Raw genomic sequence first — 26800 nt, 5'->3', positions numbered from 1 at the left:
TGTTATACTCCCCACAACTCTGTGCATATACGTAGAAATACAATATACAGATAGCCTGTCCCGTTGAAATAGCAGAGGGAGACGGGGCGGGACTGTGCGTCTAGGCCGGAGCTGGACGCGTCTCTGCGCTGGACCGAGAGAGCGCAAAGACGCGCGGGAGGGAGGTACCGACATTGCCAAATCGCACCATCTATGTAGCAGATGCTGATCTGCCCATTTTCGAGAAAGCTCAACAACTGGCGGGCGGCAATCTCTCGGCCACCATTGCGGCGGCCCTCCGTCGCTTTGTGGAGCGGGAGGAGGCGCGGCGTGCAGGCTTTGAAGAAGTGACTGTCAGGGTCGGCAAAGCCGCCCGCATCTATAAGCGCTTCTGGGGGCATCTCCTGGCCCGCGGCATCTCGCGCCAGCCGGAGCGAGGCCGCGAGATCAGGTATCGCATCTATCAGACGCGCAAAGGAAAGTTCGCCGTCTACATTCGTGAAGGGCCGGACTGGAGCGACTGGCGCTATTGGTCGCGGCGGACCTGGCTGGGACGTGAATGGGCCTGCTGGCCCCAGGACTATGACTATCGATTAGAAATCTACGACTCGCTGGAGGAGCTGCGCAGTCACCTGCCCGTGGAACTCTATGAGGCGGTCTCTCTGGCCCTTGAGGCCGACCAGGAGGAAGACGGTTCAGAGTTTCTGGACATCTAGCGATAGCTCAATAACGGCGAGGCTCTATCATTCTACGTTGATTTAAGGAGCAGTCAACCAGTCTTCCGCTCAAACGCATATCCGGCTGTCATAGAGCGGAGCTGGCGGGTTGGGGTGGCTGCCCACACCGTCGCGGCAGCGCTTGCCGCGACGGCGACGCTGCAGCAAGCAAAGGAAAGGGGCGACAATGACCACGACAGATAGAGAGCGAGCGATCTCAATGTCTGCAGAGACAAAAGAAGAGCTGGCTATCGAAGTACGCGATTTAGTTAAGCGCTATCCCCGGAGCAAGGTCAATGCCGTCGATGGCATCTCCTTTAGCGTACGACGGGGCGAAATCTTTGGCCTGCTCGGTCCCAACGGAGCGGGCAAGACGACGACGATTGGTATTCTCACGACCAGCGTCCTGCCTACCAGCGGCACAGTGCGCATCATGGGCATCGATGTGGTGCGCGATCCCATCGGCGTCAAACAGCGCATCTCAGTAGTACCTCAGCGTAGCAATTTGGATCAGAGCCTGCGCGCTCGCGAGATTCTGACCTTTCACGCCGCCTATCACGGGGTGCCTCGCGCGGAACGTGAGGCGCGGGCCGATGCTCTGCTCAAAGAGCTGGGCTTAGAGGGACGGGGTCGCGAAAAGATCGGACGCTATTCGGGCGGGATGGCCCAACGGCTGATGTTGGCGCGCGCTCTGATGCATTCACCTGATGTGCTCTTCCTGGATGAGCCGACCAATAGCCTTGACCCGCAGTCGCGGCTCTTCTTGTGGGATCGCATTCGCGCCATGCATGAGCGTGGCGTGACCATTCTCCTGACGACCCATGATATGGAGGAGGCCGAGCAGCTCTGCGAGCGCATTGCCATTATGGATCATGGCCATATCCTCGTCCTTGATACGCCCGATAACCTGAAGAAGCTGGTACCTGGGGGAACACGCCTTGAGCTGCGCGTACGCCTTCCCCAAGAGGCTGTGGTTGCCGCGGGACACGGGTCCGGCTCCATTGACGGCCTGCGCTCCAGGCTGGAGCAGCTACCGGGGAACCCCCGCGTTGAGGAGGTGCCCGGCGATGGCGAGCAGGAGACGCAGGGCGTGCGCTCCTTCCGCCTCTATTGCGAGGAGGCAGGTGAGCTGGCTGTCGAAGCCTTGCGCGTCGTGAGCGCCGCGGGCGCTGAGCTGCGCGATCTCCATGTAGCTCGTCCAAGTCTGGAAGATGTCTTTATTCACCTGACGGGAAGGAATCTTCGTTCATGAGCGTCCAAACATCGATAGATGCAATATTCCTGGAAAAAGGAACAAAGGAGAGGCGCACCCGCAATCGGCTGCTGATGATCCTGGTGGCCTTTCTGGCTATCTTGCGCCGTGACCTGGTGGTTACGGGGCGCGAGTTCATACCTTTTCTGATTCAGGTGCTGCTGCAGCCCCTGTTTTTCCTCTTCATCTTTGGCAAGGTGCTGCCCTCGATAGGGGCCGCGCAGCAGAGCTACGCCTCGCTGCTGCTGCCAGGTATCGTCGGCCTCACGGTGGTCACAACAGCCCTGCAGGGGGTAACGCTTCCACTGGTCCTCGATTTGGGCTTTGGGCGTGAGATCGATGATCGTCTGCTGGCCCCCCTGCCCGTGAGCATGGTGGCGCTCGAAAAGATCCTCTTTGCAGCCCTGCGTGGCCTGATCGCCGGCGCCATTATCTTCCCTCTGGCCTATTGGGTCCTGGGAAGCAATTACAATGTGCGCACCGATGCGATTGGGGTCATCATCGGCATTATGGTGTTGACAGCTCTGGCGGGGGCAACGTTGGGCCTGACGATCGGTACGCTGGTGAAGCCTGAGCAGATCGGTTTGATGTTTGCTCTCATCTTTACGCCTCTCATCTTCACTGGCTGTACGTACTATCCCTGGAGTCAGCTCGATGGTATCCGCTGGTTTCAGGTGATCACTCTCTTCAATCCTTTGACCTACGCCTGCGAGGGGCTGCGCTATGCTATGGTGCCGCCCATCCACGGCTACACTTTGCCAACGCTCGGCATCGGCTGGGTGTTGCTGGGTTTGGGCGTGACTTTCGTCGGCTTTCTCGGGCTGGGCATCTATACTTTCCGTCGCGCGGTAATCAGCTAGGCTGTGCCGACCCAGCCTGAGCTGTTCTGACCGTTTCCTGCTGACGTTGTCGTGAGCGACATGCTTGCCGCTCGCTTTCTGAATGTGCCGCCCCTGTCGAGGCCCAGGCATGGATTCAACAGGGGCGGGCTGCTTCTTTTCTGGCAGCTTGCGAGCGCGGTCTGATTGATGATCAGACACTCTAGCAGCGAGCTTGCGAGTCGGCATGCAGAAACTTGACGCACTCTGCTATCTCTGCTACACTTAGACTGCTGCCACAAAACATATTGATATATCAATTACAAGAGAACTGTCTGTATTGATTGAACTTCCCCGAAAGCATCTCTGAGCCGACAGCGGGAACGGCGATCAAGAAAAAAGCAGGAGCGCCATGAGCACATTCCCAGAACTGCCACCGGCTCCCTCTGGGGAAAGCCTTCCTCCACCGCCGGACGGACTGGCCGGGATTGAAGAGCGGCTACGGCGCAGTGAAGAGCGCTATCGTTCGCTGGTAACGGCCACGGCTCAGATTGTCTGGGTAGCCAGTGCCCAGGGGCTGGTTGAAGAGGACTCCCCGTCCTGGCGGGCCTATACCGGCCAGAGCTTCGAGGAGATGCGGGGCTTGGGTTGGCTGGAGGCTGTCCATCCCGATGACCGGCCAGGAACACTACATGTCTGGTCAGAGGCGCTCGCTAGCGGCGGCTTTTACGAAATCGAGTATCGCATTCGGCGCTACGATGGCGTCTATCGTACCTTCTGGGTACGCGGGGTTCCCGTGCGCGAAGCCGATGGGAGCATTCGCGAATGGATCGGCACCTGCACAGACATCACCGACCGCAAACGGCTGGAAGATGAGCTAGTCCAGACCGCCTATGAGGCCACTCTGCGCGCCAATCAGCTCGAGGCGACCTTTGAGGCCATGACCGATGCGGTCTTTATCTTTGACAGCGAAGGGCGCATTCTGAGCGTCAATGCTGCGGCCCGTCGCTTCTTAAGCCGCGTAGCGCCGCTCATCGAGCGAGAGATGACGGTCGATGACTACCTGGCCCAGCTTGATCTGCGCGATGCCACCGGGCAACCGCTCGCGCGCGAGCAGTGGCCATCGCGCCGCCTGCTGCAAGGGGAGGTCCTCGCCGATGCCCCGTTCAGCGACCTCATCCTGCATATGCCCAACGGCTGCGAGCGCCGCATTAGTGTGAGCGGCTCCCCAGTACGCGATGACCGCGGCTGTGTTATCGGGGCTGTGGCCATTGCACGCGATGTGACTGAGCGCTATCTGCTAGAACGCCGCACCCATGAAGCTCTAGAAGCCCTGCTAGCTCTAGCCGAAGCCCTGGTAGAGATCCCGCGCGATCTGGACGGCTCTCAGCCTCAGATGACAAGCGCTCTGTCCGCTGAGCCAGGCGCTCCTTGCGGGCAACAGCAGCACGAAATCACTCATCATCTGGCACGCCTGATCTGCCAGGTTTTGAACTGCTATCAGGTCGTCATCCTTCGTTTAACGCCAGAGAATGAAACGCTTCAATTGTTGGCTTCCGCGGGAGCGGGCCATGATGAGCCTGACGGATGCTGGCAGCGGTGGCTGCCGGTGGAGCACACTGCCGAACCACAGCTGACGTGCTGTTTTCCCCCCGAGGCTGTAGCTGCCCTACGCGCCGATCGCTTGCTTGGTCAGCGAGGAACTGACAGCGGCACAGCTCCAATCCAGGCTGGCGAGCGCTATGCGGCGGTGATTGCGCCGATGCTCATCGACCAGCAGCTCATTGGCCTCATTCGTATTCAGCATGCCGAGCGGGCGCATGAATACAGTACCGAGGAGATAGCCCTGATCAAAGCCGTGGCCCGTCTGGCGGCCCTGGTCACCGAGCATGAGCGCCTCTTGCACGAGCGAGCGGAGGCCCGCGCTAATGAGCTGGCCCTGCGCGAGAGCAATCGCCGGATGGATGAATTTCTCAGCATAGCCAGCCATGAACTCAGGACGCCCTTGACCACCATCAAAGGCAATGTCCAGCTTGCCAGGCGCCATCTGCAGCGCTTGTCTCTGACCGAGGAACAACAAGCAAAACTGGCCGTCGTCCAGGAGCTACTTGATCGCACAGATCGTCAGACCGGTCTGCTTACGCGTCTGGTACGCGACCTGCTTGAATCCTCGCGCGCCCAGGCGGATCGCCTCGTGCTGCAGCGCCGGCCTGAAAACCTGGTGGTTATCGTCCGCCAGACGGTGAACGATCTCCAATCGACAGCGGCCCAAAGGCGTATTCGCCTGACGGTAGCGGGGCAAGAAGTGGCAGAGGGGGGCGAGCCGCCGGCGATCATGGTCCTGGCCGATGCTGAGAGCATTGGTCTCGTTGTCACCAATTATCTCACGAACGCTCTCAAATACTCGCCGCGCGAAAGCCCGATCGAGGTCTCGATTGAACGCGAAGGACGGCAGGCGCGCGTCTCAGTACGTGACCAGGGGCCTGGCCTCCCCCCGGCTGAGCAGCAACGCATCTGGGAGCGCTTCTATCGTGTGCCCGGCATTCAGGCCCACGGCAGCGCCAGCCCCGGTCTTGGGCTGGGCCTGCACATCTGCAAGACGATCGTCGAGCGTCACGAAGGGGCGGTCGGGGTCTCCAGTCAACCCGGGGCCGGCTCGACCTTCTGGTTTACCTTACCTTTGCTCATGGACGCGGGCGCGGACTCGGGAAGATAAAGCGCGCCGCTCCTTTGTCGGCCAGTGCGCTGCGCGTCAACCCTTCTTACCGGACTGAACCGGCCAGATAGTCTGGCCTGGCAGCTTCGCCTGTCTGCTTGAATGCTTGACAGAAACGGCTCCGTTTTCTAAGCTAAAAGTGTCAGCCAGATCAACCCGTCGCTCATCGTCTCTCGCAGAAGCTCATCAACCAATCTGCCCCTGACATCCGCCGCTGACCGGTGTCTAGTCTATGTGCTGCCTTGTCCCTGCGAGAGCAAGGCAGTCAAGGGGAGGAAGGCAGCGGCTCTAGTGGACGAGCATCTCAGGAGAAAGCTGGAACTAGCCGATTGTTCCAGTAGGGACGAAGTAAACCAGCAGGGGGCTGAATTCTGGTATGATCAATCATCAAGACACGCGACAAGATGCCGAATGGGCAGCGGCACAGCTTGAGCGCGGTCAAGTCCTCGCGAAGCTGTCCACTGGCGATCGGCAGCAACATCTCTCAGAAGCTATAGCCTGTTATGAGGCGGCGCTGCGGGTCTACACGCGGGAAGAGTACCCGCGCGAGTGGGCCTGTGCTCAGAAGGGGCTGGGGGATGCCCTGGCCCAGCTAGTCAGCGGCGAGCGAGAAGCGAATCTGAGGCGGGCCATTGCCTGTTATAAGGCGGCGCTGCAGGTCTACACGCGGGAAGAGTACCCGCGCGAGTGGGCGCAGCTCCAGCATAATCTCGGCACCGTCTACAGTCAGTTGCCAGGTCGAGCGCGCGGCGAGCACCTGCGGCGGGCCATTGCCTGCTATGAGGCGGCGCTCAGCGTTTTCCGCGGCGAGCAGCACGCTAGCCAGCGGATGATCACGCTCCAGAATCTGGGAAATGCCTGGTGTGATCTCCCAACAGGAGAACGCCGCCATAACCTCGAAAGGGCCATTGCCTGCTACAAGGCGGCGCTGCGTCTCTGCGACCGTCAGCGGCAACCGCTGGAGTGGGCGCGGCTCCAGAATAATCTGGGCGCGGCCTATCTTAGCCTGCCCGATCGCGATCGTCGCTCGCACCTGGAACGCGCTATTGCCTGCTACGAGGCCGCCCTGCAGATATATACCCATACTACCCATCCCTACGAGTGGGCCACTCTCCAGCAGAATCGCGGCAACGCCTATCTACAGTTGCCTGGGCAGCCGCGTCGCACCAATATTGAGCGGGCCATCATGTGCTACCAGGCGGCTTTACGCGTCTTTAGCCGCGAGGCCTTCCCGTGGGAGTGGGCCCGGCTCCAGAACAATTTGGGCATCGCCTATGCCGAACTGGCCGGCGTAGGCGACGAGCAAGAACGGCGCGCCTATCTGGAACGAGCCTTGATCTGCCTGCAGGCTGCTCTAGAGATGCGCACGCCCGAGGCGGCCCCCCTCGACTGGGCGGCGACTCAGCTGAATCTAGGCAATGTCTACCGCAGCCTGCCCGGGCGTAAGCGCCAGGAGCATCTAGCGCGGGCCATCGATTGCTATCGGGCTGCTCTGCGCGTCTATAACCGGGCCACTTATCCTGTCGAGTGGGCGCTGACGCAGAGCAATCTAGGCAATGCCTATGCTGACTTTCTGGGGCCAGGGCGTTGTACCTTTCTGCACAAGGCCATTGCCGCCTATCGAGCGGCGCTGCAGGTCTACACACGGGAGGCTTTCCCCTTTGAGTGGGCCAAAGTCCAGTATAACCTGGGCCTGGCCCTGCAGCAGCTAGCGGATCGCCAGACTGGCCTGCTCCATCAGGCGATCCGCTGTTATCAGGCGGCACTGCAGATTTTGACGCGGGAGAGCTATCCCGAAGAGTGGGCCCAGCTTCAGCGTGCGCTGGGCGATGCCTGGAGCTGCCTGCGCGAAGGCAATCGCTACCGCCATCTGAGACGGGCGATGTCTTGCTACGCAGCAGCGCTCGAAGTCTATCAACCTGACAGCGCCCCCGTTCTCTGGGCGGCCACAGTGCAGGCCCTGGGCAGAGCCTACCGCTGCCTGCCGGCCAGGGGCAAGCGGCGCCAAGCTGCCTTGCGCCAGGCCCTGGCCTGCTATGATCAGGCGTTGCAGGTCTACACGCGGGAAGCTTTCCCCTTTGAGTGGGCCCAGTTGCAATTTGAACGCGGTAAAGCCTACAGCCAATTGGGAAGCGATCCGCACACGCGAGCTGGCTACCTGGAGCAAGCTCGCAATTGCTATCGGGCCGCTCTGCGCGTCTTCTATCGCCTGCAGATGGATCGGCAGGCGGCAGCGGTTGACCAGGCTCTCAATCGTCTCAGGCAGGCCCAGGCGCTCCAATTGCGGCACTATCAGCCGTACCGCCGCTCGTGAATCTGCCAAGAGGGGCAGAGCCAGATCGACAGAACGACAGACAACGAAGCCGCAGGAACTCGCTCTGGCTGAGCAGCCTTCCACAGCAGGCCCGGCCTGGGGCGAGTGCCGCGGCTTCCTCTTCTCTGCATCCTATCGCCCCGCCCAGAGGCTCACGCTTGTGATCTGACCACAGACAGGCCGTCAGACGGCGCTGCCGACAAAGGAACGGAGCAGCGAATGGAAGGTTTCTGGCTGTTCCTCGTGCAGGTGCTCGCCGCAGCGCTCAAGCACATGCGTTTCGATCTGAGGATTGACGCGCTTGAAAGCGGCGCTGACTCCCGTGCCGCTCTGGCCCCACAGCGCCATCACAGGTACAGAGAGGCGCGCCAGAGGTTCACTGACATCAGTATGCAGCCTACCAGCCAGCAGATCAGCTACGGGGAAGCGCGCATCAGGCTGATGGGCACTAATATAAGCATATTCGATCAATTCATCGCTGATGAGAGAGGGATCGTAGTAAGCACGCTCTTCATAATAATTGCGGATCGCGCGCCTGGTGGTCAGCACATTGTAGGCAAACTGACCAACGAGCGGGAGACGCAGACCGAGGCGCATGGCTGCCAGCAGCGGACTCGGGGAAGGCTCTTCGAGCATGGTCGCCGGGGGCGAAACCAGAACCAGGCGTTCATAGCTGCCTGGATGGCGATAGGCGTCGGCAATAGCATAGGCCCCGCTGAGTCCGCGCGCCACAACGAGGGCCGGCGCGCGCACTGCCTCACGCAGGAAATCGCTGAGCAGGTCACTGAAGATCTGTGGCTCATAGGCAATAGCCGGGCGATCGGAGAGGCCAAAACCCAACAGGTCCAGCGCATAGACGCGGAAATCTTGGGCCAGAACCTCAAGGTTGCGTCGCCACTCGTAGGATGAGGCGCCGGGTCCCAGGCCGTGCACGAGTACCAGCGGCTTCGCCTCGCGTGGCCCCTGCATAGTGTAGTAGACATCGCCATATTTCCAGGGATAGCGGCGCCCCTCGCCGGCCAGACCAGGACTCAGCTCGCCGGCCAACGCTTCCGTTATCTTATTGACTACCGCCACCGTTCCCAGCACTCCACTGGCAATGAGGCCGGTCGCCACGATTTTCCCTCTAATTTTCATAGAGATACTCCTTATCTTCCTCTGAGAAAAAGCATCAGTATTGTCCTGTAGGCCAAGAATAGATTGCTCTGGTACCTCAAGAACAGCCAGCCCGCCTGGCTGCTCCTCGCGTAATGGTTGCTCGCTTGCTCTCCGCCAGCGCCTGCCAGCGTGGGCGGCACCGGCGCGGGTCAACCGTAATATATCACGTGGGCTTACAGAGCGGGAGAGCGAGATGGGTCAAAGAGGATGGAGCATGAGCAGGGAAGAGAACGAGGCAGCACCCTCCCCCTTGCGCGTCACTGCGGTCATATGTTAAACTCTACCATAGATGGCGCGAGTGGTCTTGTACTGCTCGCTGCCAGCGTTTTCCTTCTCTTACCCTTTCCCCTGTCTCTGTTCCTGCCCCTTTACAGGGGCAATTGTGCGTAGCGAGCCTGTTCTGTGACCTGCATACTGTGCCTGATCTGCGCTCTACGCACCGCCTTGCTTTGACGTCCGGTGGCCGAGGAGCAGTATGACCTATTGTGTTGGTGAGTATTACGAGCGAGCTGAAGATTACGATCTACACTATCAAAGCCAGAGCGAACAAGATCTTCCTTTCTGGCAGGGTCTCATCGAGGAATATCGCCCTCGTCGGGTGCTGGAGCTGGCTTGTGGCAGTGGGCGCCTTGGTCTTCCCCTGGCGCGTCGCTTCCCTCAACTGATCGTTGAGGGCCTGGACAGCTCACCTCAGATGCTCGCCGCCTACCGACGCAAGCTCGAACGTGAAGCGCCGGAAGTGCAGCGCCGGGTGATCCTCCACGAAGGCGACATGCGCGACTACCGTTTGCCTGCCTGCGGTGACTTCGACTTTATCTTTCTGCCTTTCAACTCGGCGGGACATCTTTATACCATTGAGGAACAGCTATCGACCTTCCGTTGTACATATAATCATCTGGTCCCTGGTGGTCGCTTTGTTGTCGATGTGCAGCTCCCCGATCTCGACTATTTGAGCGCCGCCCTCAATCGTCCCACTCAGCTCTATTTGGAGGACGAGATCAATGATCCTGCCAGCGAAAGCACCTTGCTCATCTACAGTAGTCGCCGCTATGATCCCTATGAACAGCTTGAGCATCTGGTCTGGATTCATGAGCGCTTCTCAGAGCAAGGAGAGAATGAGCGCTGTCTTACGCAGCTCGATCTACACATGTATTTTCCGCGTGAGCTACAGCTACTCTTTCTGACCAGTGGCTTTGCGGTAGAGGCCATCTATGGCGATTACGAGCGGCGACCTTTCGGCAAAGGTACCAAGCAGATTATTGTTGGGCGCAAGAGAACCGCGAGGGAACGTAGTATGTAGAGGAGGAGGTAGAATAATAGAGTAGATCGATAGATCGATTCAGCTAGCCAGCAGGAGACCTCTGGTCCAGGTCCCTGCGGTCTATGTTTGTCTATCCTGCCGGTCTCCGTACGAGCGGGGGAGCAGGAAGGGAGGGACAGGCATCCTTGTCAACGACCCCTGGTGCAAGCCGGGGGCTTGCCCGCAGCCTGCTGCCCGGGCTCAAGGGCTGGTGAACGGCTGAGCTGCCACGGCCCCGCTGGACAGTAGCGCGGCATTGGCTGGGTAGATCTGCCTTCTCCCTGCGATGTGAAGCGAAGCCGTTGCTGACCGCCGGTCAGTGCCTTTGGCCTCACGAGAAGAGCGCTACCATGAGAGAGACTGAACTGTCAGCCCCATACGGAGAGCAGGGGGGGCACCCCCTTCCTCCCCGGGATCAAGCCGGGGGTCCCCAGCGGCAGGTTTTTATGGACGCCCAACCCAAGAAGCTCACGATCGCTGGTCAACGTACCTGCCGCTGCGATCCTTCCCATCTCAATTGTCTGACGCCCAAAGAATGGATCAAATGCCAACTCGGCGTCTGGCAGTTCTCCTACGAAAAGCGTGATATTCGTGACAAACAGAAGCATCCGGCAACCTTCCCCATAGCCCTGGCGCGGCGCTGCATTGAGCTGTTCACCCATCGTGGCGAGCTAGTACTAGATCCCTTCATGGGCAGTGGTACCACACTGCTGGCCGCTCGTGATGTCGGGCGCAACGCCGTTGGCTTTGACATCCATCCCGACTACGTCGCCCTGGCTCACGAACGTCTCAACCGCGAGCCGCTGCCCAGTGATCCCCAGCTAGCCCAGACTCATCAGCTCGCTCTGCATGACGATGCGCGCAACATCCCCTTGTACCTGGAGCCTGAGAGCGTCGCTTGTATCGTGACCTCGCCCCCTTATGCCAACTTGCTCAACCGCGCACGCCTCAATAAGAGTCGACGCGGTCAGGCGCGCAAAAACGACCAGTACCATCGCGTTGAGCAGTACAGCCAGCTCCCGGAAGATCTGGGCACACTAGAGCTAGGAGCCTATGCTCAGGCCATGCAGGAGATCTTTGCCAGGTTACTGCCTCTCCTGAAGAGGCGAGCCCACTGTGTAGTCAACGTCACCGACATGTGGTGGGAAAACCAACGCATCACCATCCACATGGCTGTCATCGAGGCGCTGCGTCTGGCTGGCTACGAGCTGCGCAACATTATCATCTGGGACCGTACCAACATTGTTAACCGCGTCGGTATCTTTGGCTGGCCCAGCAACTATATCACAATGGGCACGACTTTTGAGTATCTCCTTGACTTTTGGAAACCTGAATGAGTTAGTGCGGGGAGCGGGCAAAGAGACGCCCGTGTCTTCCTCTTCGGGTTCAGGGAGAGACACGGGCCTGACGGGCATACTAGAGAATGGCGGCTAACAGGCGCAGGTAGTCCCACAGAGATAGAGCCGGACGGAGCGGCGCGGCCCCTGGTCGCGTCGGATCGATCACCAGGCTCATCAAGCTGCAGTTACCTGCCAGACGTGGATCTGCCCATCATCGCCGGCGGAAGCCAGGCGTGTACTATCGGGCGACCAGGCCACGGCGTTAACGTCCTCAGGATGCTCGCTATAGGTCAGGAGATGGTCGCCGCTACTCGCATCCCAGACCTGCACGGTCTTATCTTCGCCGGCGGAGGCGATGCGTGCGCCGTCGGGAGACCAGGCCAGGGCGGTGACCTCGTCGCTATGGTTGGTATAGGTCAGAATATGGTGCCCATTCGCGGCGTCCCAGACCTGCACGGTCTTATCTTCGCCGGCGGAGGCGATGCGCGTACTATCAGGCGACCAGACTAAGGTAGTGACGCTATCGGCATGGCCCTGGTAGACAAAGATGACCTCCCAGGAGCTGATGTCGTAGATGCGCACCGTCTTATCGAGGCTGGCGGAGGCGATGCGTGTCCCATCAGGAGACCAGGCCACAGCGCTCACCAGGCTTGTATGGCCGCGCAAGGTCGCCACGCGTTTGCCGGTCAGAGCCTCCCATACAATGGCCTGCTTGCTCAGACTGGCAGACACAATCAAGCGGCCATCGGGGGACCAGCTCAAAGAGATCACGGAATCCTGATGACCACGGAAGGTCGTCACGCGGCGTCCGCTGGCCGACTCCCAGACATGAGCGGTGTGATCATTGCTGCCCGAAGCAATGTAGGTCCCATCGGGCGACCAGGCGGCGGTACGTACCGGCTCCTGATGACCACGGTAGGCAAAGATCTCCCGTCCCGTGGTCGCGTCCCAGACCTGGAGCGTATGATCGTAGCCGCCGGAGACCAGGCGTCTCCCATCGGGCGACCAGGCCAGCGCAAACACGCGCTCGCTGTGGCCGCTGTAGGTATAGAGACGCCGCCTGGGGGTTGGCGTCGACGGAGACACCTCCAGACGTGGCGTAATAGAAGAGGCGCCGGGCGGAGGCGTCGGTACGGGCTCGGGAGGAGTCGCTCCGGCAGCGGCTCCGACAGGCGTGGCCGCCGCAGCCGAAGCAGATGCCTCTGGCGTAGCCGTCGTTAGCGAAGGCAGCGTCTGCGACTGATTAACAAGCTGGCTGCTCGTTTGGAGAGCCGCAATACGCTGCAGCTCCTGCTTGATAGCCGCCATCGAGGCGGGGCGCTGCTGCTCATCCAGGCTCACCATCAACATAATGAGCTTCTCTAGCTCGTACTCCAGCGGCTGAGTGTAGGAGTGTATCGCCGTAAAGCGGAAAGGGGACTGCGTAGGATTCTGACCGGTCAGCAGATGGTGCAAGGTCGCACCCAGGCTGTAGACGTCAGAGCGCGGCGTCGTCTGCGCTTTGCCATATTGCTCGGGGGCGGCGTAGCCCCAGGAAGCGAAAGCGCGCGTATCGCGCACCTGACCTGGCTTAAAATGGCGGGCGATACCGAAATCGATCAAGTAGAGATGGCCCTCAGCGGTGCGCATCACATTGCTCGGCTTCAGATCGCGGAAGATGATCGGCGGCTGGCGGCTATGGAGATAGCCGAGGACCGAGCTGAGCTGGATACCGATATCCAGCACCTCGGCAATCGGCAGCCCGGGCGGGCCATTGGGATGCTCTCGCTGCCAGCGCAGCAAGTACTGCTCCAAAGACTCGCCCTCGATGAAGTCCATAACCAGATACCACTGTCCCTCTTCGGAGAAGTGATCGTAAATGCGTGGCAGATTGGGATGCAGCAGATTGGCCAGGAGCAGGGCCTCTTGCTTGAAGGCCGCTGTCGCTTCAGCGATCTCATCCGGGCTAAGACCGCTCTGGCTCATCTCTTTGATCGCCACTGCGCGATCGCCAAACTGGATATCCTGAGCGCGATAGACGGCCCCCATCCCACCCTTGCCCAGCAGGGCCACGATGCGGTAGCGCTGCCGCAGCAAATGGTTCAACGGGAGCTTGCCGGTGTTAGTGCTCAGGTCGGGAGCGGTTTCTCTCTCGGCGCCGGGAATCACAGAGGGAGGGCGCTCCGGCAGAGACTGCCCACAGTTGAAGCAGAAGCGCGCCTGTGGGCGGTTTGCCTGGCCACAGCGGTCGCAATAGATGGGAGTGGTATCGTCCTTGTACATCCGTTACGTTACTCCGTTGAGAGAGGAGCCGGGCCGACCAGGACGCAGACAGAGACTGGGGCCACGGTCTCCGGTCGTCGTTGCCGTGCCTTGCCTTGCATTGGATCGCGGGCTTTCAGTGCTTTACACGTTGGCTGAGGCGCGCAGGTTGCCGGTATAGGAGAGTCGGCTCGCGCTCTCAGCTATAGTAGCATTCTCTTTAGAAAGCTGTCAAACACCATGCAGAGTATTCATCATCCGCTTTTTGCTGCCGTCTACGAGCGGCTGAGTCGTGCGGGGGGAGAGTGGGAGGAAGCCCTGAGAAGGGAAGTTGTAGGGGCGGCGCGGGGCCACGTGCTGGAGGTGGGGGCTGGCACGGGGCTGAACTTCGCCTACTACGACCCTCGCCAGGTGGAATGCGTCGAGGCTATTGAACCCGATCCGGCCATGCTGCGCTATGCGCGGCGGCGCCAGGCCCAAAGTCCGGTGGCTGTTCTGTTGCATCAGGCTCGTGTGGAGGAGCTACCTTTTCCCGATGCCAGCTTCGACAGCGCGCTTGCCACCCTGGTCTTCTGCTCGGTCGAAGACCCGGCCCGCGGCTTCGCTGAGATCCGGCGGGTCCTTAAGCCCGGGGGCCGGCTCCTGCTGCTGGAGCATGTACGCGCAGCCAGCCCTTTCACAGCGTGGTTACAGGACCGACTCACGCCTCTGATGAAGCGCTGTGCCGGCAATTGCCACTGGAATCGTGCCACGCTGGTCACGCTCGCTGAGGCCGGGCTGCGCGTCACATCTCGACGAGATGAAGGCCGCGGCTTGCTGCCGCTCGTCATAGTGCAGGCGATCAAGGAGTGAACCAGATCTGTACGGTCTGGTCATCGCCGGCGGAGGCGATGCAGCTCCCATCGGGAGACCAGGCCAGAGCATTGACCTGATCGCTATGACCCGCGTAGGTGAAGGCGATCTCGCGTGTGGTCAGCTCCCAGAGATGTACCTTGCCGTCGTCCCCACCGGAGGCAAGGTAGCGTCCGTCAGGAGACCAGGCCAGGGAGTTGACCCAGGCGGGATGCGCCTGGTAGCTGCAGAGAGCCTCGCCCGTGGCGGCGTTCCACAGATAGACCTGGCCACCGAAGCCGCCGCAGGCCACGTACTGGCCATCGGGCGACCAGGCTAAGGCTCCCAGAGGGGTACCATGCTGCAGAGGGGCAAAGAGTTGATGGCCGTTGCTCGCCTCCCAGACCTGGAGGGTGCCGTCCCAGGAGGCGGAAGCGATCCTTCGCCCCTCTGGTGACCAGCCCAGGGCCAGCACCTTATGACTGTGCCCGTCATAGGTGAAGATGATATCGCCGTCCTTCAGGCTCCAGATCTCCACCAGGCCATCTTCGCTGCCGGAGGCCAGCTTGGCTCCGACTGGCGACCAGGCCAGGGCCAGAATATAGCGCGCGTGGTCGCGGCGCGAGAGGAGCCGCTCACCATCGGCGGCATTCCATATCTGCATGGTCCGATCGTTGCCGCCAGTGGCTACATAGGCTCCATTCGGCGACCAAGCCAGGGTCAGCACCTGGCCGCGGTGGCCGGTATAGGTAAAGCGCTCGCTGCCCGTGGTGGCCTCCCAGACTTGCACGGTGCCATCCATGCTGGCAGAAGCGATACATGTCCCGTCAGGCGACCAGTCCAGCGTACGCACCCAGCTACGATGGTCGCGGTAAATATACAGTGTCGTTCCAGGTGTGGGCACGGCCAGGACCCCCGTCGCTGCTGTTGCTGCTGTCGCTGTCGCTACACCATTGCCGCTGTGGCCACTAGCCGCGGCAGTAGCGGCTGCTCGGGCGAAAAGCCAAGCTCGTGCCTGTGGGTGGGAGGGCTGAGCGACGGCGTAGCGGCTGGAGCGGTTGATCATCCTCGATCCTCTTCTTCCTTCCTTATCCTCTCGCTGGGTATTTCGTGGATCGATTGTAGGAGAGCAACGTACCGGTGTCAAGGAGACTCGCTAGAATGGTACTTTTGCATAACCAGATGCTCTTTGCTCCCTTGCTTCTCGCCTCCGGCCCCGCTCTGCTTGGCCCGGACTGGCCTCTCTCTTCCAGCCGCTCAGCCTCGGCTGGTGCTTTCTCCCGCACGACTTCCGCTGCTATAATGTAGGGAAAGAAAAGGAAGGATAGATAGGTAGGGATCGCTTGGAAGGAGGGGAGGCCTTGCGGAAAGATTGCCGACCATTGCCAGGGTAAGGCTTCCTCAGGTGGGCCGAGGCTACCCCATCCAGGAGGGAAGAGGGAGTCAGTTGGAAGTGAAACAAAACAGGCCTCCGACTACAGCATGATGAGACCAGAAGAGATCAGCAGGAGAGAACTATGAGCGATCGGCTCGTCTCGCCGCGCGTGAGCCAGGAAGAAGAACTTATTGAGAGTAGCTTGCGCCCTCGGCGCTTATCTGAATATATCGGTCAGGAGCGCATTAAGGAGAATCTCGCCATCCTGCTGGAGGCGGCTCGGCGTCGGAATGAGCCTGTGGACCATGTTCTCTTATATGGCCCTCCCGGCCTGGGCAAAACTACGCTCTGTAACATTATTGCCGCCGAGATGGGGGTCAATCTCAAGACAACCTCGGGCCCTGCCATCGAGCATGCCGGCGATCTGGCCTCTATCTTGACCTCGCTGCAGGAGGGCGAGGTGCTCTTTATCGATGAGATTCATCGGCTGTCGCGCGCCGTGGAAGAGCGCCTCTACTCGGCGATGGAAGACTTTGCCATCGATGTGGTCATTGGCAAAGGACCGGGCGCCCGCTCACTGCGCATCTCTTTGCCGCCCTTCACCGTGGTCGGGGCGACAACGCGTGTGGGGGCCCTGTCGGCCCCGTTGCGCGATCGCTTCGGGGCCATCTATCGCCTGGAGTATTACGATGTCGAGGCTCTCAAGCAGATCCTGCGCCGTTCGGCGCGCATTCTGCGTGTGCCCGCCGATGAGGAAGGCATTGAGGAGATCGCTACCCGCGCCCGTGGGACACCGCGCATTGTGAACCGTCTGTTGCGGCGCGTGCGCGATTATGCCCAGGTGAAGGCTGATGGCGTGATTACCCGTGAGATCGCCCGCGCCGCCCTCGATGCCCTGGAGATCGATCATATTGGGCTGGACCAGACCGATCGTCATCTCTTGTTGACCATTATCCATAAGTTCGACGGCGGACCGGTTGGCCTGGATACGCTGGCCGCCAGCACCAGTGAGGACCCGGAGACGATCGAGGATGTCTATGAGCCATACCTGCTCCAGCTCGGTTTCATCGCCCGTACGCCACGAGGGCGGGTGGCCACGCGCCTGGCCTATGAGCATCTCGGCATCAATCCGCCCATGACCGGCTCGGGCGGACGCTCTACCAGCGCCCAGCACTCCGCTGCAGGGGCCGGGCCGGAGCTATGGACCGCCGGTGAGGCGCGCGAGCGGTCCACGGCTGCCGCCGACTCTGAGGCTGAGCGCCCGCTGAAGGAGACCGAGGGCGACTGACAGACGCCAGTTCACGCGGAGAGGATGGGGGAAGAGGCTGGAGAGCAAGGCGCCTCCAGAGCGGAAGGAATGGCCGCGACTCGCTCTGCACTGCGCTGCGCGTCGTCTTACCAGGGATAGAGCTGGCCATTGACCACCTGGTACTTGGAGGCCCGCTCCAGCACCTCGGGAGGAAAGTAGGAAGTGTCGGTCGTGGTCAGCAGCACTTGCTCATGATCCAGAATGGCTTGTAAAAGCTGCTCCCGCCTCCGTTGGTCCAGCTCGCTGAAGACGTCGTCCAGCAGGAGCACTGGCTCATCTCCTGTCACCGCTCGCATATAGGCCAGCTCGGCGAACTTGGTCGCCAGGGCTACGGTTCGCTGCTGCCCGCGCGAACCGTAGGTGATCACGCTCATGCCATTAACCAGGAACTCCAGATCATCGCGGTGTGGCCCCAGTAAACAGACTCCCTGCTGAATCTCCTTTTGGCGCATAGCATGCAGTTGCCTCAGATAGTGCTCCTGAGCTTCGGTGAGCGAGCGCTGTGGATGCAGTTGGAACGAGGGACGGTAGACAATCTGAAGCTGCTCGCGCCCCCCGCTTAATTGCTCCTGGAAAGGCGCCGCCAGCTCGTTGAGAGCCGACAGCATGCGCTCCCGCTCGAACATGATCATCGTAGCCAAGAGGGTCAGCCGCTCATCGAGATAATCGAGCAGGCGCGGATCTTCATGATAGTCACGGATGCGCTTGAGGAGGGCGGCCCGCTGCATGATGACCTTGCGATACTGCTGCAAGGCCTGACAATAGCGGGGCCGCACCTGACATAGACTGCGGTCAATAAAGCGTCGCCGCTCGTCAGGGGAGCCATCGACCAGATGGAGATCGGCGGGCGCAAAGAGTACATTGGTCAGGCTGCCAATGAGATCGAGGGCTCGGCGCGGCACCTCATTGATTTTAATGCGCTTGCGCTGGGTACCGCCGGGCCAGCGGGGGGGTGGACGAAGGGCCTGCTCGCCGCTGCCCAGCAGTGGGGGCGTTGGATCGAAGATGACGATTTCAATGTGCAGCTCGCCATCGCGTCGCCGGACACGTGCGTCGATGCGGGCCAGATGGTCGGGCGCATACCAGTTGACCACCTCGCGATCAGCCGAGGCGTGAAAAGACGTGCTCGTAGCCACCATTGAGACAGCTTCGAGCAGGTTTGTCTTACCCTGGGCGTTTTCGCCGCAGAAGAGAAAAAGGCCCGGCCCTAGCGGCAGATCAAGCTGTTTATAGTTGCGAAAGTCGGTCAGCGCGAGATGTACGAGGTGCATCTAAACTCTATCTATCTACCTACCTGTCTCCAATAAAAACAGCCGCTGCCTCGCCGTGTGGCGAACAGGGAGGCAGGAGCTGACTGGCTGGCTGGCTAGCTAGCTGGCTAGTCGGTGCCGCCGAGAAGCAGAAGACCGCGATGAGGAAGCCCTCACCTGCCTGCCTCGCTCTCGTTGATCCCGAAGAAATCGGCGCTGCAGCCGCCAGGAGCAGCCCGCAGAGCGACAGCCAGGCGGCCAGCGAACAGGTGAGGCCCGTAGCGTAGACGCTATGCCGGTCGCCCGCCCGTCGCAGGACGGCGGAGCGAGGCAAGCAGGCCCTCCGATCAGCTCCGATTCGTATGCATGGGCATAATGACATACGTATAGTCGGTTCCATCGACCGGGCGCAGCACCCCGGGGCGCATTGGCGAAGTCACCTCCAGCGCCACCTCTGGTGCATCCAGCACGTTCAGCACATCGACCAGGTAGTCTACGTTGAAAATAATCTGAATCTCCTCGCCATCAACGGCGGCGTTCAGCGTGCTGGTCGTATCGCCCAGATCCTCAGCGGTGGCCTCAATCGTCAGCGTACCGGTCGTCGAGCCATCGGAACCGCGTGGCGAAATCTTCAGGCGTGTAATATTGGAGCTGTTGCGGGCGAAGAGGGCAGCGGCCTTCACACGCTCAGTCAGCGCCTTGGTCTCCAGGACGGCGCGCGTCTTATACTCCACCGGAATAATGGCGCGATAGTTCGGGAAAGTGCCATCGAGCAAGCGAGAGACTAGGTCGATTTGCTCTGTATGGAAGAGCACCTGACGGTGATTTGGGGTAACGATCATCTCGACAGGGCCTTCGTTGGGCAAGATGCGGGCCAGCTCCGTCAGTGTGCGTGCAGGGATCAGGATATCCTCGCGAGGCTCAGTAGCCCCTGGCAGCGGAGCCGTCCGCGTTGCCAGACGGAAGGCATCGGCGGCCACAAAGGTCACCTGCTCGTTACGCACCTGCACCAGTACGCCTGTGAAGACCGGGCGCGACTCATCCTTGGCGGCGGCGAAAGCCACCTGGCTGATCATTTCCTTGAGCAAGGGCGCCTCCAACAAAATCGGAGGTTCGCCTCCTTCCGCAGTCGGAATCAGCGGAAACTCAGAGGGGTCCATTCCCTTCACATTGGTATTGATGCCCAGGCCCAGGCACTGCAGATTGACCACATGCGTATCTGCCTGGGCCGTCACCTGGACCGATCCCTGCGGCAGACTATTGACCAGCTCCGTGAAGAGACGGGCCGGCACTGTCGTCGTGCCTTCTTCCTCGATCTGCGCCTCAACCCAGCAATTGATGCCGATCTCCAGATTAGTGGCCGCCAGCTTCAGCCGCCCCTGCTCCGCGCTCAGCAGCACATTGGCCAGAATCGGCAGCGTGCTGCGACTTGAGACGGCGTGGCTTACGACAGAGAGGCCACGACTCAAATCTTGCTGCTTACAAGTGAATTTCACGTTCTTCCTCCAGATACACCATTATGTTCCCGATTAGTATATCCTATAGAGTCCAGGGGTACAACTCTCAAGCCCATTTGGCGCCGGGCTGACCTGCTGTACTGGCTGTACGACGCTCGCGTCCGGTGCAGAGCGAAGGCGAGCGAGGAGGAGGGCGCCCCGCCCCTCTTGCCTTGCACTGCAGACGCCTGCCTTCGGGGTCTTCGCCCCTGTCCGCACCGGTCTGCAGAGATCTACTCTGTCATTCTATGGGGTCATCACCGGAACGGATAGGTAGCTCTCTGGCGCGCTCCCCTCCATTATTGCCTGCTTGCTTTTCCCTGCCATAAAGCCAGCGATTGATCCCGTTGCAAGAGGGCCGCGTAGCGTCGGGCTGGGAGGATCAGACCTTATCGTTATCCTCGCCCAGCAGGGGAGGAGCCTTGTAGAGGCGGGCCGGTGTCTCAGATAAGCGCAGCGGGGAGCCAACCAGTTTAATCGTCCCCGCCGTTGGATGCTCGCACTCCCAGACGAAGCCGCGGGCCTGGATATGGGGGTCGCGAAAAACCTCGCTCACCTTATTAATTGCGCCGCAGGGAATACCGGCCTCGCGCAGCTCCTGCAGCCAGCTCTCGCTATCTTTGGTGAGCAGCAGCTCCTGCAAGATCGGAATCAGCTCCTCGCGATGGCGCACGCGCTGAGGGTTCGTCGCGAAGCGCGGATCATCGGCCAGCTCCTCGCGACCGAGCAAGCGGCAAAGTGCTCGGAAGAGGCGATCGTTGCCGCAGGTAATCACGATGTAGCCATCGCGCGTGCGGAAGGCCTGGTAGGGCACAATATTGGGGTGGCCATTGCCGTAACGCTGGGCCTCTTCACCCGAGATCAGATGATTCGATGCCACGTTCCCCAGCAGCGTAATCGTCGCCTCCAGCAGTGAGATATCAATATACTGTCCGCGGCCCGTGCGGTCGCGCACGCGCAAGGCAGTCAGAATAGCGATGCAGGCGAAGGTTCCGGCGGTCAGATCACCGACAGGCGTGCCCACGCGCATCGGCTCCCCATCGACTTCGCCGGTGACAGCCATAATTCCCGATTCTGCCTGGGCCACAAAGTCGTAGCCGGCGCGCTGAGCATAAGGGCCAGTCTGGCCATAGCCACTGATCGAACAATAGATCAGGCCGGGATTAATGGTACGCAGATCCTCGTACCCCAGCCCGTAGCGGGCCAGCGTCCCAGGACGGAAGTTCTCCACCAAAACGGTCGCCTTCTTGATCAAGTCTAGGAGGCGCTGGCGGTCATCTTCGCGTGTGAAATCCAGCGTGATGCTCAGCTTGTTGCGGTTGAGTCCCAGATAATAGGCGCTCTCACCGGCGACGTAAGGAGGGCCGAACTGGCGCGTATCGTCGCCTTTGCCTGGCTGCTCAACCTTGATGACCGTGGCCCCGAGATCGCCAAGGATCATTGTGCAATAAGGGCCGGCCAAAACGCGCGAGAGGTCGATGACGAGGACATCCGAGAGAGCCGCTTCCATAATCGTAATACCCTTTCGCTTCAAGCCTGTCAGATCTATCCTATTGCCTGTTGCCTGTGCGGCCTGCGGCAGGGTGGGAAGACGCCAGCAAACTAGAGATGGACTCCTGCCCGGCCCGACCTCGGTGGCAGCCGCTCAGCTAGATCGAAGGCAAACGAGGGCGCATTAAGCATCAGGGCAAGGGCCAGCGCCAGCCCGCGCCGCCGCCATAGAGACGTTAAGCGAAGCTGGGGGAGCCTGTCAAGATAGCCCTCTCTAAGAGGGACGGGTCGGCGAAGCAGAGGGCAAGGCCCCACCGCCCGAGGAGCCATGAGCATTGGAATCCGTCTCTCTTTGCGCACTGTGTGAGCGCTCTGCGCCCCCGGCCAGGTAGTCCTGCAACACCTGGCGCAGCTCCTGGACGATCTGCTGTATAGGGCCACTCAGGTAGAGGCCACCAGGGACGTGATGGGCTAGCTCACCATGATAGAGGAAGGCCTGACCACCAAACACCAGCAGTGGACGTGGCTCAGGCAGCTCCTGCAGGCGCCGGGCCAGGTCGATCAGCGTGGCGACGTAGGCCGGCATGGTCACCGAGATGCAGAGCATGACTGGCTGCAGCTCGCGCACCACCTCTAGCAGACTGGTGGTCTCGATGCTCTGGCCCAGATAAATGGTGCGCATGCCAGCACGGCGCAGCAGGAGCGCCAGCATCAGCGGCGCCAGCTCATGAGGCTCGCCCGGCGCGCAGCCACAGATGACCAGCGGCCCGTGATTCTCGTTAACCGAGATGTAGAGCAGGTTCGTAAGGAAGCCACGAAAGAAATTGCTGGCAAAGTGTTCGATAGCCACACTGAGCCGCCCCGTCTCCCAAAGGTGACCAACCTGCCAGAGAACCGGCGTCACTACCTCAGCGCAGACCTGCTCGACCGGGTAGAGCGCCAGCAGCGAGGCCAACAGACGCTGAGCGCGCAGATCATCCAGACACTTAAAGGCATCGATTAGCTCTTCCTGTACCCTGCGGATATTGTACAAGGCTGGGGGACTGCTCGCCGGCGGGACACCGCTGGGAGCAGCCGGGCTGACGGTGCTGGGAGGGCCTGGCGCTGCCGTCGTCTGGACGGCGCTGCTCTCCTCGGGGCGCGTCTGAGCTGTGAGGGGGAGCGCGACATGGAAGGCCGGGCGCCGCTCGGCTGGTAGTTCGGTCGCCATCTGCTGGAGCTGGAGCGCCTTCTGATATTCCTCCTCCAGGTGCCGCCAGAGGGCTACGGCCTGGCTGATGGCCATGCCGCTGTCAACACGCTCTTTCAGCCAACGGATCAGGGCAATATCGCGCTCGGAATAGAGACGATAGGCATTGGTGGCTCGCTCCGGCGAGAGAATGGCGTAGCGACTCTCCCAGGCCCGCAGCGTGGGCGCCGGTACTCCGGTCTGTTGAACAACGGCTTTCGTGTTAAAGAGGGGGCTGTCTGAGTAGCGCTCCAGCTCGGGCCGTTCGATATGCCCGCTTTTTCTGTCCATCACTGCAACGCGCTCCGATCTGGCCTGGCGAGCGGCTTGGCCTGACGGTCGGTACCGCCGGCTATCACAACTATAGCATATCATAGCATGGGCCGACCACATGTTTGGCTAGAATGGCGCTGACTACCATATTGCCTATGGAATGGATGGCGATAGTTCGGGGTCTCTCTCCAGCCTGCCACCAACTTCGCCTCCGCCTGCTTGCCTGTCTGACTCTCTCTCGTAAAAGGAGAGGAACCGAGAGGCGCCGTGCTTGACAAAGCGCTTGTGGGCTTGCTATCATGACAAAGCATCTAAGGTATCGCTCTCAGGTGTAGCGGCCCTGCGCTGCAGGTACAGCGCAGGCTATGCACTCCCGATAAGCATCCGCTCCCGCCCAGGCGTGGGCGGTCACACCGCCCGTGATGGCAGGGCGTGTCAAGTCAGTCGGGTCTATCAGGTCAGTCAGAACGCATTGGGCTGACTGAATCTTGACTGATCTGGCCCGTGTAAGGCAGGCCAATCCGGGGTTGTTGAGTACCTCGGCAGGCTGTTTAAGAGAAAGAGACAGACGCGCCCCTCTCCTGGCTCGATGAACAGAGGCGATCAGATTGTGGTTGGCCGTGCGTGGCTGCGTCTGGTGAGAAGATTGCTCGCTGCGAGACTGCTTGCTCAAGGTAGCAGATAGACTGCCTTGCCCTGCTCAAGGGCGTAGCGTTTCGCCCGTCTTGCCAAAACAGGCGGCGCGTAGCTGATCCGCCCGCTGGCAGCGCTCTCTCCATCTCAATATAGTCACTGAGCATGGCGATGCACGGCCCGGGAACTGTGCTGAAGGCCTCCCACCCACGCCTTCGACGTATCCCGCGCGCCTGCACTGCAGGTAAGAGGTAAGGCAGAGCCGGGAGGGTGCGTTTACCTGGGAAAGGCGGTCACCGCAGCATGTTGGCGAGCGGAGGTAGAGGTAAAGGAGCCGAATAAAAGCGATGTTTGCCGTCATTAAAAGTGGTGGAAGACAATTCAAAGTCGAGGTAGGCGAGACCCTGGAGGTCAATCGCCTCCCCGTGCAGGAGGGCACCCAGATTCGCATTAGCGATGTCCTGCTGCTCTCGGACGCCGATCGCACCTTGATCGGGCGCCCTCTGGTGGAGAACGCCGCCGTGTTGGCCACGGTCAAGCAGCATGCACGGGGCGATAAAATCGTCGTTTTCAAGTATAAGCCCAAGAAGCGCTATCGCCGGCGCCGAGGCCATCGCCAGGAGATTAGCATCCTGACCATCGATGATATTCTGCTGGATGGGGTGAGCCTTGTGACCGGCCAGGCCCCGGCTGCCGCTGAGCAGGGCACACCAGCGGAAGAGGCGGCTTCTCAGCCTGCGGCTAAGGAGCTGGAGGCTACTGCTGACCGCTCCGAGGAAGATGGGCAGGCCAAGGCTCGCCGCCGTCGCCGCGTACGGTCCCAGGAGGGAGAGGCTTCTCAAACTCCAAGCGAAGAGTGAGTAGTCTAGAGATCGTGAGGTTTACCTGCTATGGCGCATAAAAAAGGTGTTGGTAGCTCGCGCAACGGTCGCGATAGTAAGGCGAAGCGCCTGGGTGTGAAGCGCTACGATGGCCAGCTCGTCTCCGCCGGGACCATTCTCGTACGCCAGCGCGGTACGAAGATCAAGCCCGGCGATAATGTGGGCGTCGGACGCGATTACACGCTGTTTGCGCTCATCGATGGGTATGTGAAGTTTGGTCATGTCTCGCGTACCCAGCACAAGGTTAGCGTCTATCCAACCTTCCCCGGACGGCCCTCTGTCGAGGAGCTGGTAGCCCAGGCTCAGGCTGAAGTTGGAAGCTGACCGCTCTGATTGTCGGGCTCCGGCCCGGCGGGGAGAAGAGCACTTGTGATCCCGCCAGCCTGTGGCCGGGCTGTTCCTGGTTGGCAAGACAAGCGGAGAGAGCAAGCAAGCAATAGCATGCCTGCTCTCTCTTTTTTGGTCTAGCGGAGCAGCGTCCGGCCAGTCAGCGAGCCAGAGCGGCGGCCGGGCGCCTTTTTTTCTCATCCTGGTGCCTGCTTCCGACCGGGAGAACGGGTCATGACCCGCTCTCCGCTGCTCACTGGCGATTATTGGCCGGGCAGGTCACCGTGATCTGATGGGTCCGCCGATCGGTCATCAAACTACAGGTTTGGCCGTTGAGGGTAGCCGTCCCGTTACAACCCACGATCAGCGTCCCGTTAACGTTGCAATCGAGGGGTGTCTTAACCACCTCGCCGTTAATGGTAGCGGCAACGGCCACGCCCTGCGGCGTACGCTGAACCTGCACCGGATCGGGGACATGCAGTAGCCGAGTACAATTGAGGCCATCGGCTTCAAAGGTTGTGATAAAGCGCTGAGCCAGGAAGGTAAAGAGTGAGTTGGCCACAGCGGGATCGGGCGAGGGACGTATTTTCGTCAGCGGTGCGTCGACCAGCAGACGTAGAGGAGCGATAGCCAGCAAATTGGCGCAGTACAGAGTCGTACTGGCAAAAACCTGATCACGCACCTGTGGCTGATCGACGCCGGCACGGTAAGCGTTGAGCTTAGCAAGATTGGGGCGGCCAGCGACGGTGACCATCGGATCGCCATTCGGAACCAGCGCTACCGGGGCGCGCTGCCAGACGGCGGCCTGTAGCTCATTGAGCGGCAGGGCGGTCGTCATCTGACCCGGGTCGGCCAGATCTGGGGCCATCCAGGGCTTGCAGCCCAAGGCGCCATCCAAACCAATGGCGAGCAAGCGGTTGTCGCTGCCATTCACCTGGGGCTGAGCGTGCTGTAACGTAGCAATCGCGTGACGGGTCATCTGAGCAATGCGCCCATCTCTGGTCACCAGATAAGCTGTCGTCACGTTGTCGCTCTGATCCTGGTCCACCAGCGAGAAATCGCGCACGCTAGGGCAAGGGAGGCCATCGCGGGCCTGTCCCAGCGGCGGCGGCTTTAATTTGCCGGCACGGATGGCCTGATTGGCGGCGGCGAAAAAGGCGGGCGCGTTGCAGTAGGCGAACTGCCCGAAGAGCGAGCCCCGAATGCCGTTCACGCAGTGCCCCTCGGTCAGGCTGTGATCCGTGCCGCGGAGCGTCAAATTCTCACCATTGAAGCCGAACCAGATCCCTACGATGCTCCCCGCAGGCAGTCGCGGCACCACAGGGGCAAGGGCTGGTCTCTGACCCTGATCGACTACCAGCGGATTGTAAATAAAGATGCGTCCTGTCGAGGGATCAATCACCGCGGCCTGGACAAAGGCCGCCTGATCGGGATTGGCCTCGTGACAGGGGCCGCGGGCCGGATCGGTCGCCACAAGCTGATAGGGTGTGGCCAGCCCGCGTGCTGTGAGGGGATGAGGCGGTACGATCAGCGTACAATCGGTGTTGGCGGGCGCAGCGGCCTGCGAGGCGGTGAGCCGTGGGATCAAATAGAGCGCACCGCCAGCCAAGGCCAGGACCAGCGGCACCAGCACCCCCGCCAGCATCAGCGGAGAGCAACGTCGACGCCGGCGTCGACGTTCGGACCCCAGGCCGCCTTTAGTCAGCCTGGTAGCCTCCTCGTGCCATAACTTCATAGAGCTTTAGACCCCCTTGAGAGCGCCGGCCCAGCGAGCAGGCGAACCGGCACCCCCGCGTATCCTGCTGAAATGGAATGAAAGATCCTCGCATCGAATAATGCATGCTGATCAATCTGGTCTGGATGAGATAATAC

General features: G+C 60.8%; 19 protein-coding genes. 11 read left to right on the top strand and 8 right to left on the bottom strand.

The window, feature by feature from the left end; all coding sequences use genetic code 11:
• The first annotated feature begins 173 nt into the window (after positions 1–173).
• From AC6H1L_RS10170 to AC6H1L_RS10150, 5 genes are all read left to right on the top strand, one after another.
• Positions 174–695 (top strand): EXLDI protein, encoded by a 522-nt coding sequence (locus AC6H1L_RS10170; RefSeq protein WP_497601378.1) that lies wholly within the window; start codon positions 174–176, stop codon positions 693–695.
• A 220-nt stretch (positions 696–915) separates the two neighbouring features.
• Positions 916–1947, top strand: a complete 1032-nt coding sequence (locus AC6H1L_RS10165) for an ABC transporter ATP-binding protein (protein ID WP_497601377.1) — start codon at positions 916–918, stop codon at positions 1945–1947.
• Positions 1944–2807 (top strand): ABC transporter permease, encoded by an 864-nt coding sequence (locus AC6H1L_RS10160; protein ID WP_497601376.1) that lies wholly within the window; start codon positions 1944–1946, stop codon positions 2805–2807. The genes AC6H1L_RS10165 and AC6H1L_RS10160 overlap by 4 nt, the downstream gene beginning before the upstream one ends.
• 370 nt (positions 2808–3177) lie before the next feature.
• On the top strand, positions 3178–5481 hold the full coding sequence (locus AC6H1L_RS10155; protein ID WP_497601375.1) for a PAS domain S-box protein: 2304 nt from the start codon (positions 3178–3180) through the stop codon (positions 5479–5481).
• A gap of 376 nt (positions 5482–5857) precedes the next feature.
• Complete coding sequence (locus AC6H1L_RS10150; protein ID WP_497601374.1) at positions 5858–7795, top strand: tetratricopeptide repeat protein; 1938 nt, start codon at positions 5858–5860, stop codon at positions 7793–7795.
• A gap of 183 nt (positions 7796–7978) precedes the next feature.
• Here AC6H1L_RS10150 and AC6H1L_RS10145 read toward each other — a convergent pair whose 3' ends face one another.
• On the bottom strand, positions 7979–8932 hold the full coding sequence (locus AC6H1L_RS10145; RefSeq protein WP_497601373.1) for an alpha/beta fold hydrolase: 954 nt from the start codon (positions 8930–8932) through the stop codon (positions 7979–7981).
• 496 nt (positions 8933–9428) lie between these two features.
• Here AC6H1L_RS10145 and AC6H1L_RS10140 point away from each other — a divergent pair, with 496 nt between their 5' ends.
• Positions 9429–10253: a class I SAM-dependent methyltransferase gene (locus tag AC6H1L_RS10140; protein WP_497601372.1), complete on the top strand. Its 825-nt coding sequence runs from the start codon at positions 9429–9431 to the stop codon at positions 10251–10253.
• Between the two features lie 446 nt (positions 10254–10699).
• Positions 10700–11590 (top strand): DNA methyltransferase, encoded by an 891-nt coding sequence (locus AC6H1L_RS10135; RefSeq protein ID WP_497601371.1) that lies wholly within the window; start codon positions 10700–10702, stop codon positions 11588–11590.
• Between the two features lie 177 nt (positions 11591–11767).
• Here AC6H1L_RS10135 and AC6H1L_RS10130 read toward each other — a convergent pair whose 3' ends face one another.
• Positions 11768–13855 (bottom strand): protein kinase domain-containing protein, encoded by a 2088-nt coding sequence (locus tag AC6H1L_RS10130; protein ID WP_497601370.1) that lies wholly within the window; start codon positions 13853–13855, stop codon positions 11768–11770.
• A 219-nt stretch (positions 13856–14074) separates the two neighbouring features.
• Here AC6H1L_RS10130 and AC6H1L_RS10125 point away from each other — a divergent pair, with 219 nt between their 5' ends.
• Positions 14075–14686, top strand: coding sequence for a class I SAM-dependent methyltransferase (locus tag AC6H1L_RS10125; protein WP_497601369.1), 612 nt, complete (start codon positions 14075–14077; stop codon positions 14684–14686).
• On the opposite strand, the gene AC6H1L_RS10120 is transcribed toward AC6H1L_RS10125, so the two are convergent.
• A complete protein-coding gene (locus AC6H1L_RS10120) occupies positions 14676–15731 on the bottom strand; it encodes a WD40 repeat domain-containing protein (protein WP_497601368.1) in 1056 nt (351 codons plus the stop codon). The genes AC6H1L_RS10125 and AC6H1L_RS10120 overlap by 11 nt on opposite strands.
• Before the next feature lie 451 nt (positions 15732–16182).
• On the opposite strand from AC6H1L_RS10120, the gene ruvB reads away from it, so the two are divergent.
• Complete coding sequence (gene ruvB / locus AC6H1L_RS10115) at positions 16183–17328, top strand: Holliday junction branch migration DNA helicase RuvB (RefSeq protein ID WP_497601367.1); 1146 nt, start codon at positions 16183–16185, stop codon at positions 17326–17328.
• Between the two features lie 107 nt (positions 17329–17435).
• Here ruvB and recF read toward each other — a convergent pair whose 3' ends face one another.
• The 4 genes from recF to AC6H1L_RS10095 all read right to left on the bottom strand — a co-directional run bounded on the left by recF (position 17436) and on the right by AC6H1L_RS10095 (position 23105).
• Complete coding sequence (gene recF, locus AC6H1L_RS10110) at positions 17436–18620, bottom strand: DNA replication/repair protein RecF (RefSeq protein ID WP_497601366.1); 1185 nt, start codon at positions 18618–18620, stop codon at positions 17436–17438.
• A gap of 326 nt (positions 18621–18946) precedes the next feature.
• Entirely contained in the window at positions 18947–20095 is a 1149-nt protein-coding gene (gene dnaN, locus AC6H1L_RS10105; RefSeq protein ID WP_497601365.1) for a DNA polymerase III subunit beta, read from the bottom strand.
• 382 nt (positions 20096–20477) lie between these two features.
• Positions 20478–21629: a CaiB/BaiF CoA transferase family protein gene (locus AC6H1L_RS10100; protein WP_497601364.1), complete on the bottom strand. Its 1152-nt coding sequence runs from the start codon at positions 21627–21629 to the stop codon at positions 20478–20480.
• 231 nt (positions 21630–21860) lie between these two features.
• Positions 21861–23105 carry a MerR family transcriptional regulator gene (locus AC6H1L_RS10095; RefSeq protein WP_497601363.1) on the bottom strand — a complete coding sequence of 415 codons (1245 nt, stop codon included), beginning with the start codon at positions 23103–23105 and terminating at the stop codon, positions 21861–21863.
• Between the two features lie 962 nt (positions 23106–24067).
• Here AC6H1L_RS10095 and rplU point away from each other — a divergent pair.
• Both rplU and rpmA read left to right on the top strand, forming a co-directional pair.
• Positions 24068–24580, top strand: coding sequence for a 50S ribosomal protein L21 (gene rplU / locus AC6H1L_RS10090; protein ID WP_497601362.1), 513 nt, complete (start codon positions 24068–24070; stop codon positions 24578–24580).
• Positions 24581–24610: 30 nt separating this feature from the next.
• The gene (gene rpmA, locus AC6H1L_RS10085; RefSeq protein ID WP_497601361.1) at positions 24611–24925 is read left to right on the top strand and encodes a 50S ribosomal protein L27; all 315 of its coding nucleotides are present in this window, start codon (positions 24611–24613) and stop codon (positions 24923–24925) included.
• A gap of 256 nt (positions 24926–25181) precedes the next feature.
• Here rpmA and AC6H1L_RS10080 read toward each other — a convergent pair whose 3' ends face one another.
• A complete protein-coding gene (locus AC6H1L_RS10080) occupies positions 25182–26663 on the bottom strand; it encodes a hypothetical protein (protein WP_497601360.1) in 1482 nt (493 codons plus the stop codon).
• Positions 26664–26800: the final 137 nt, after the last annotated feature.

The organism is Thermogemmatispora argillosa (assembly GCF_059696725.1).
This window is presented reverse-complemented; position numbering and strand designations above follow the sequence as displayed.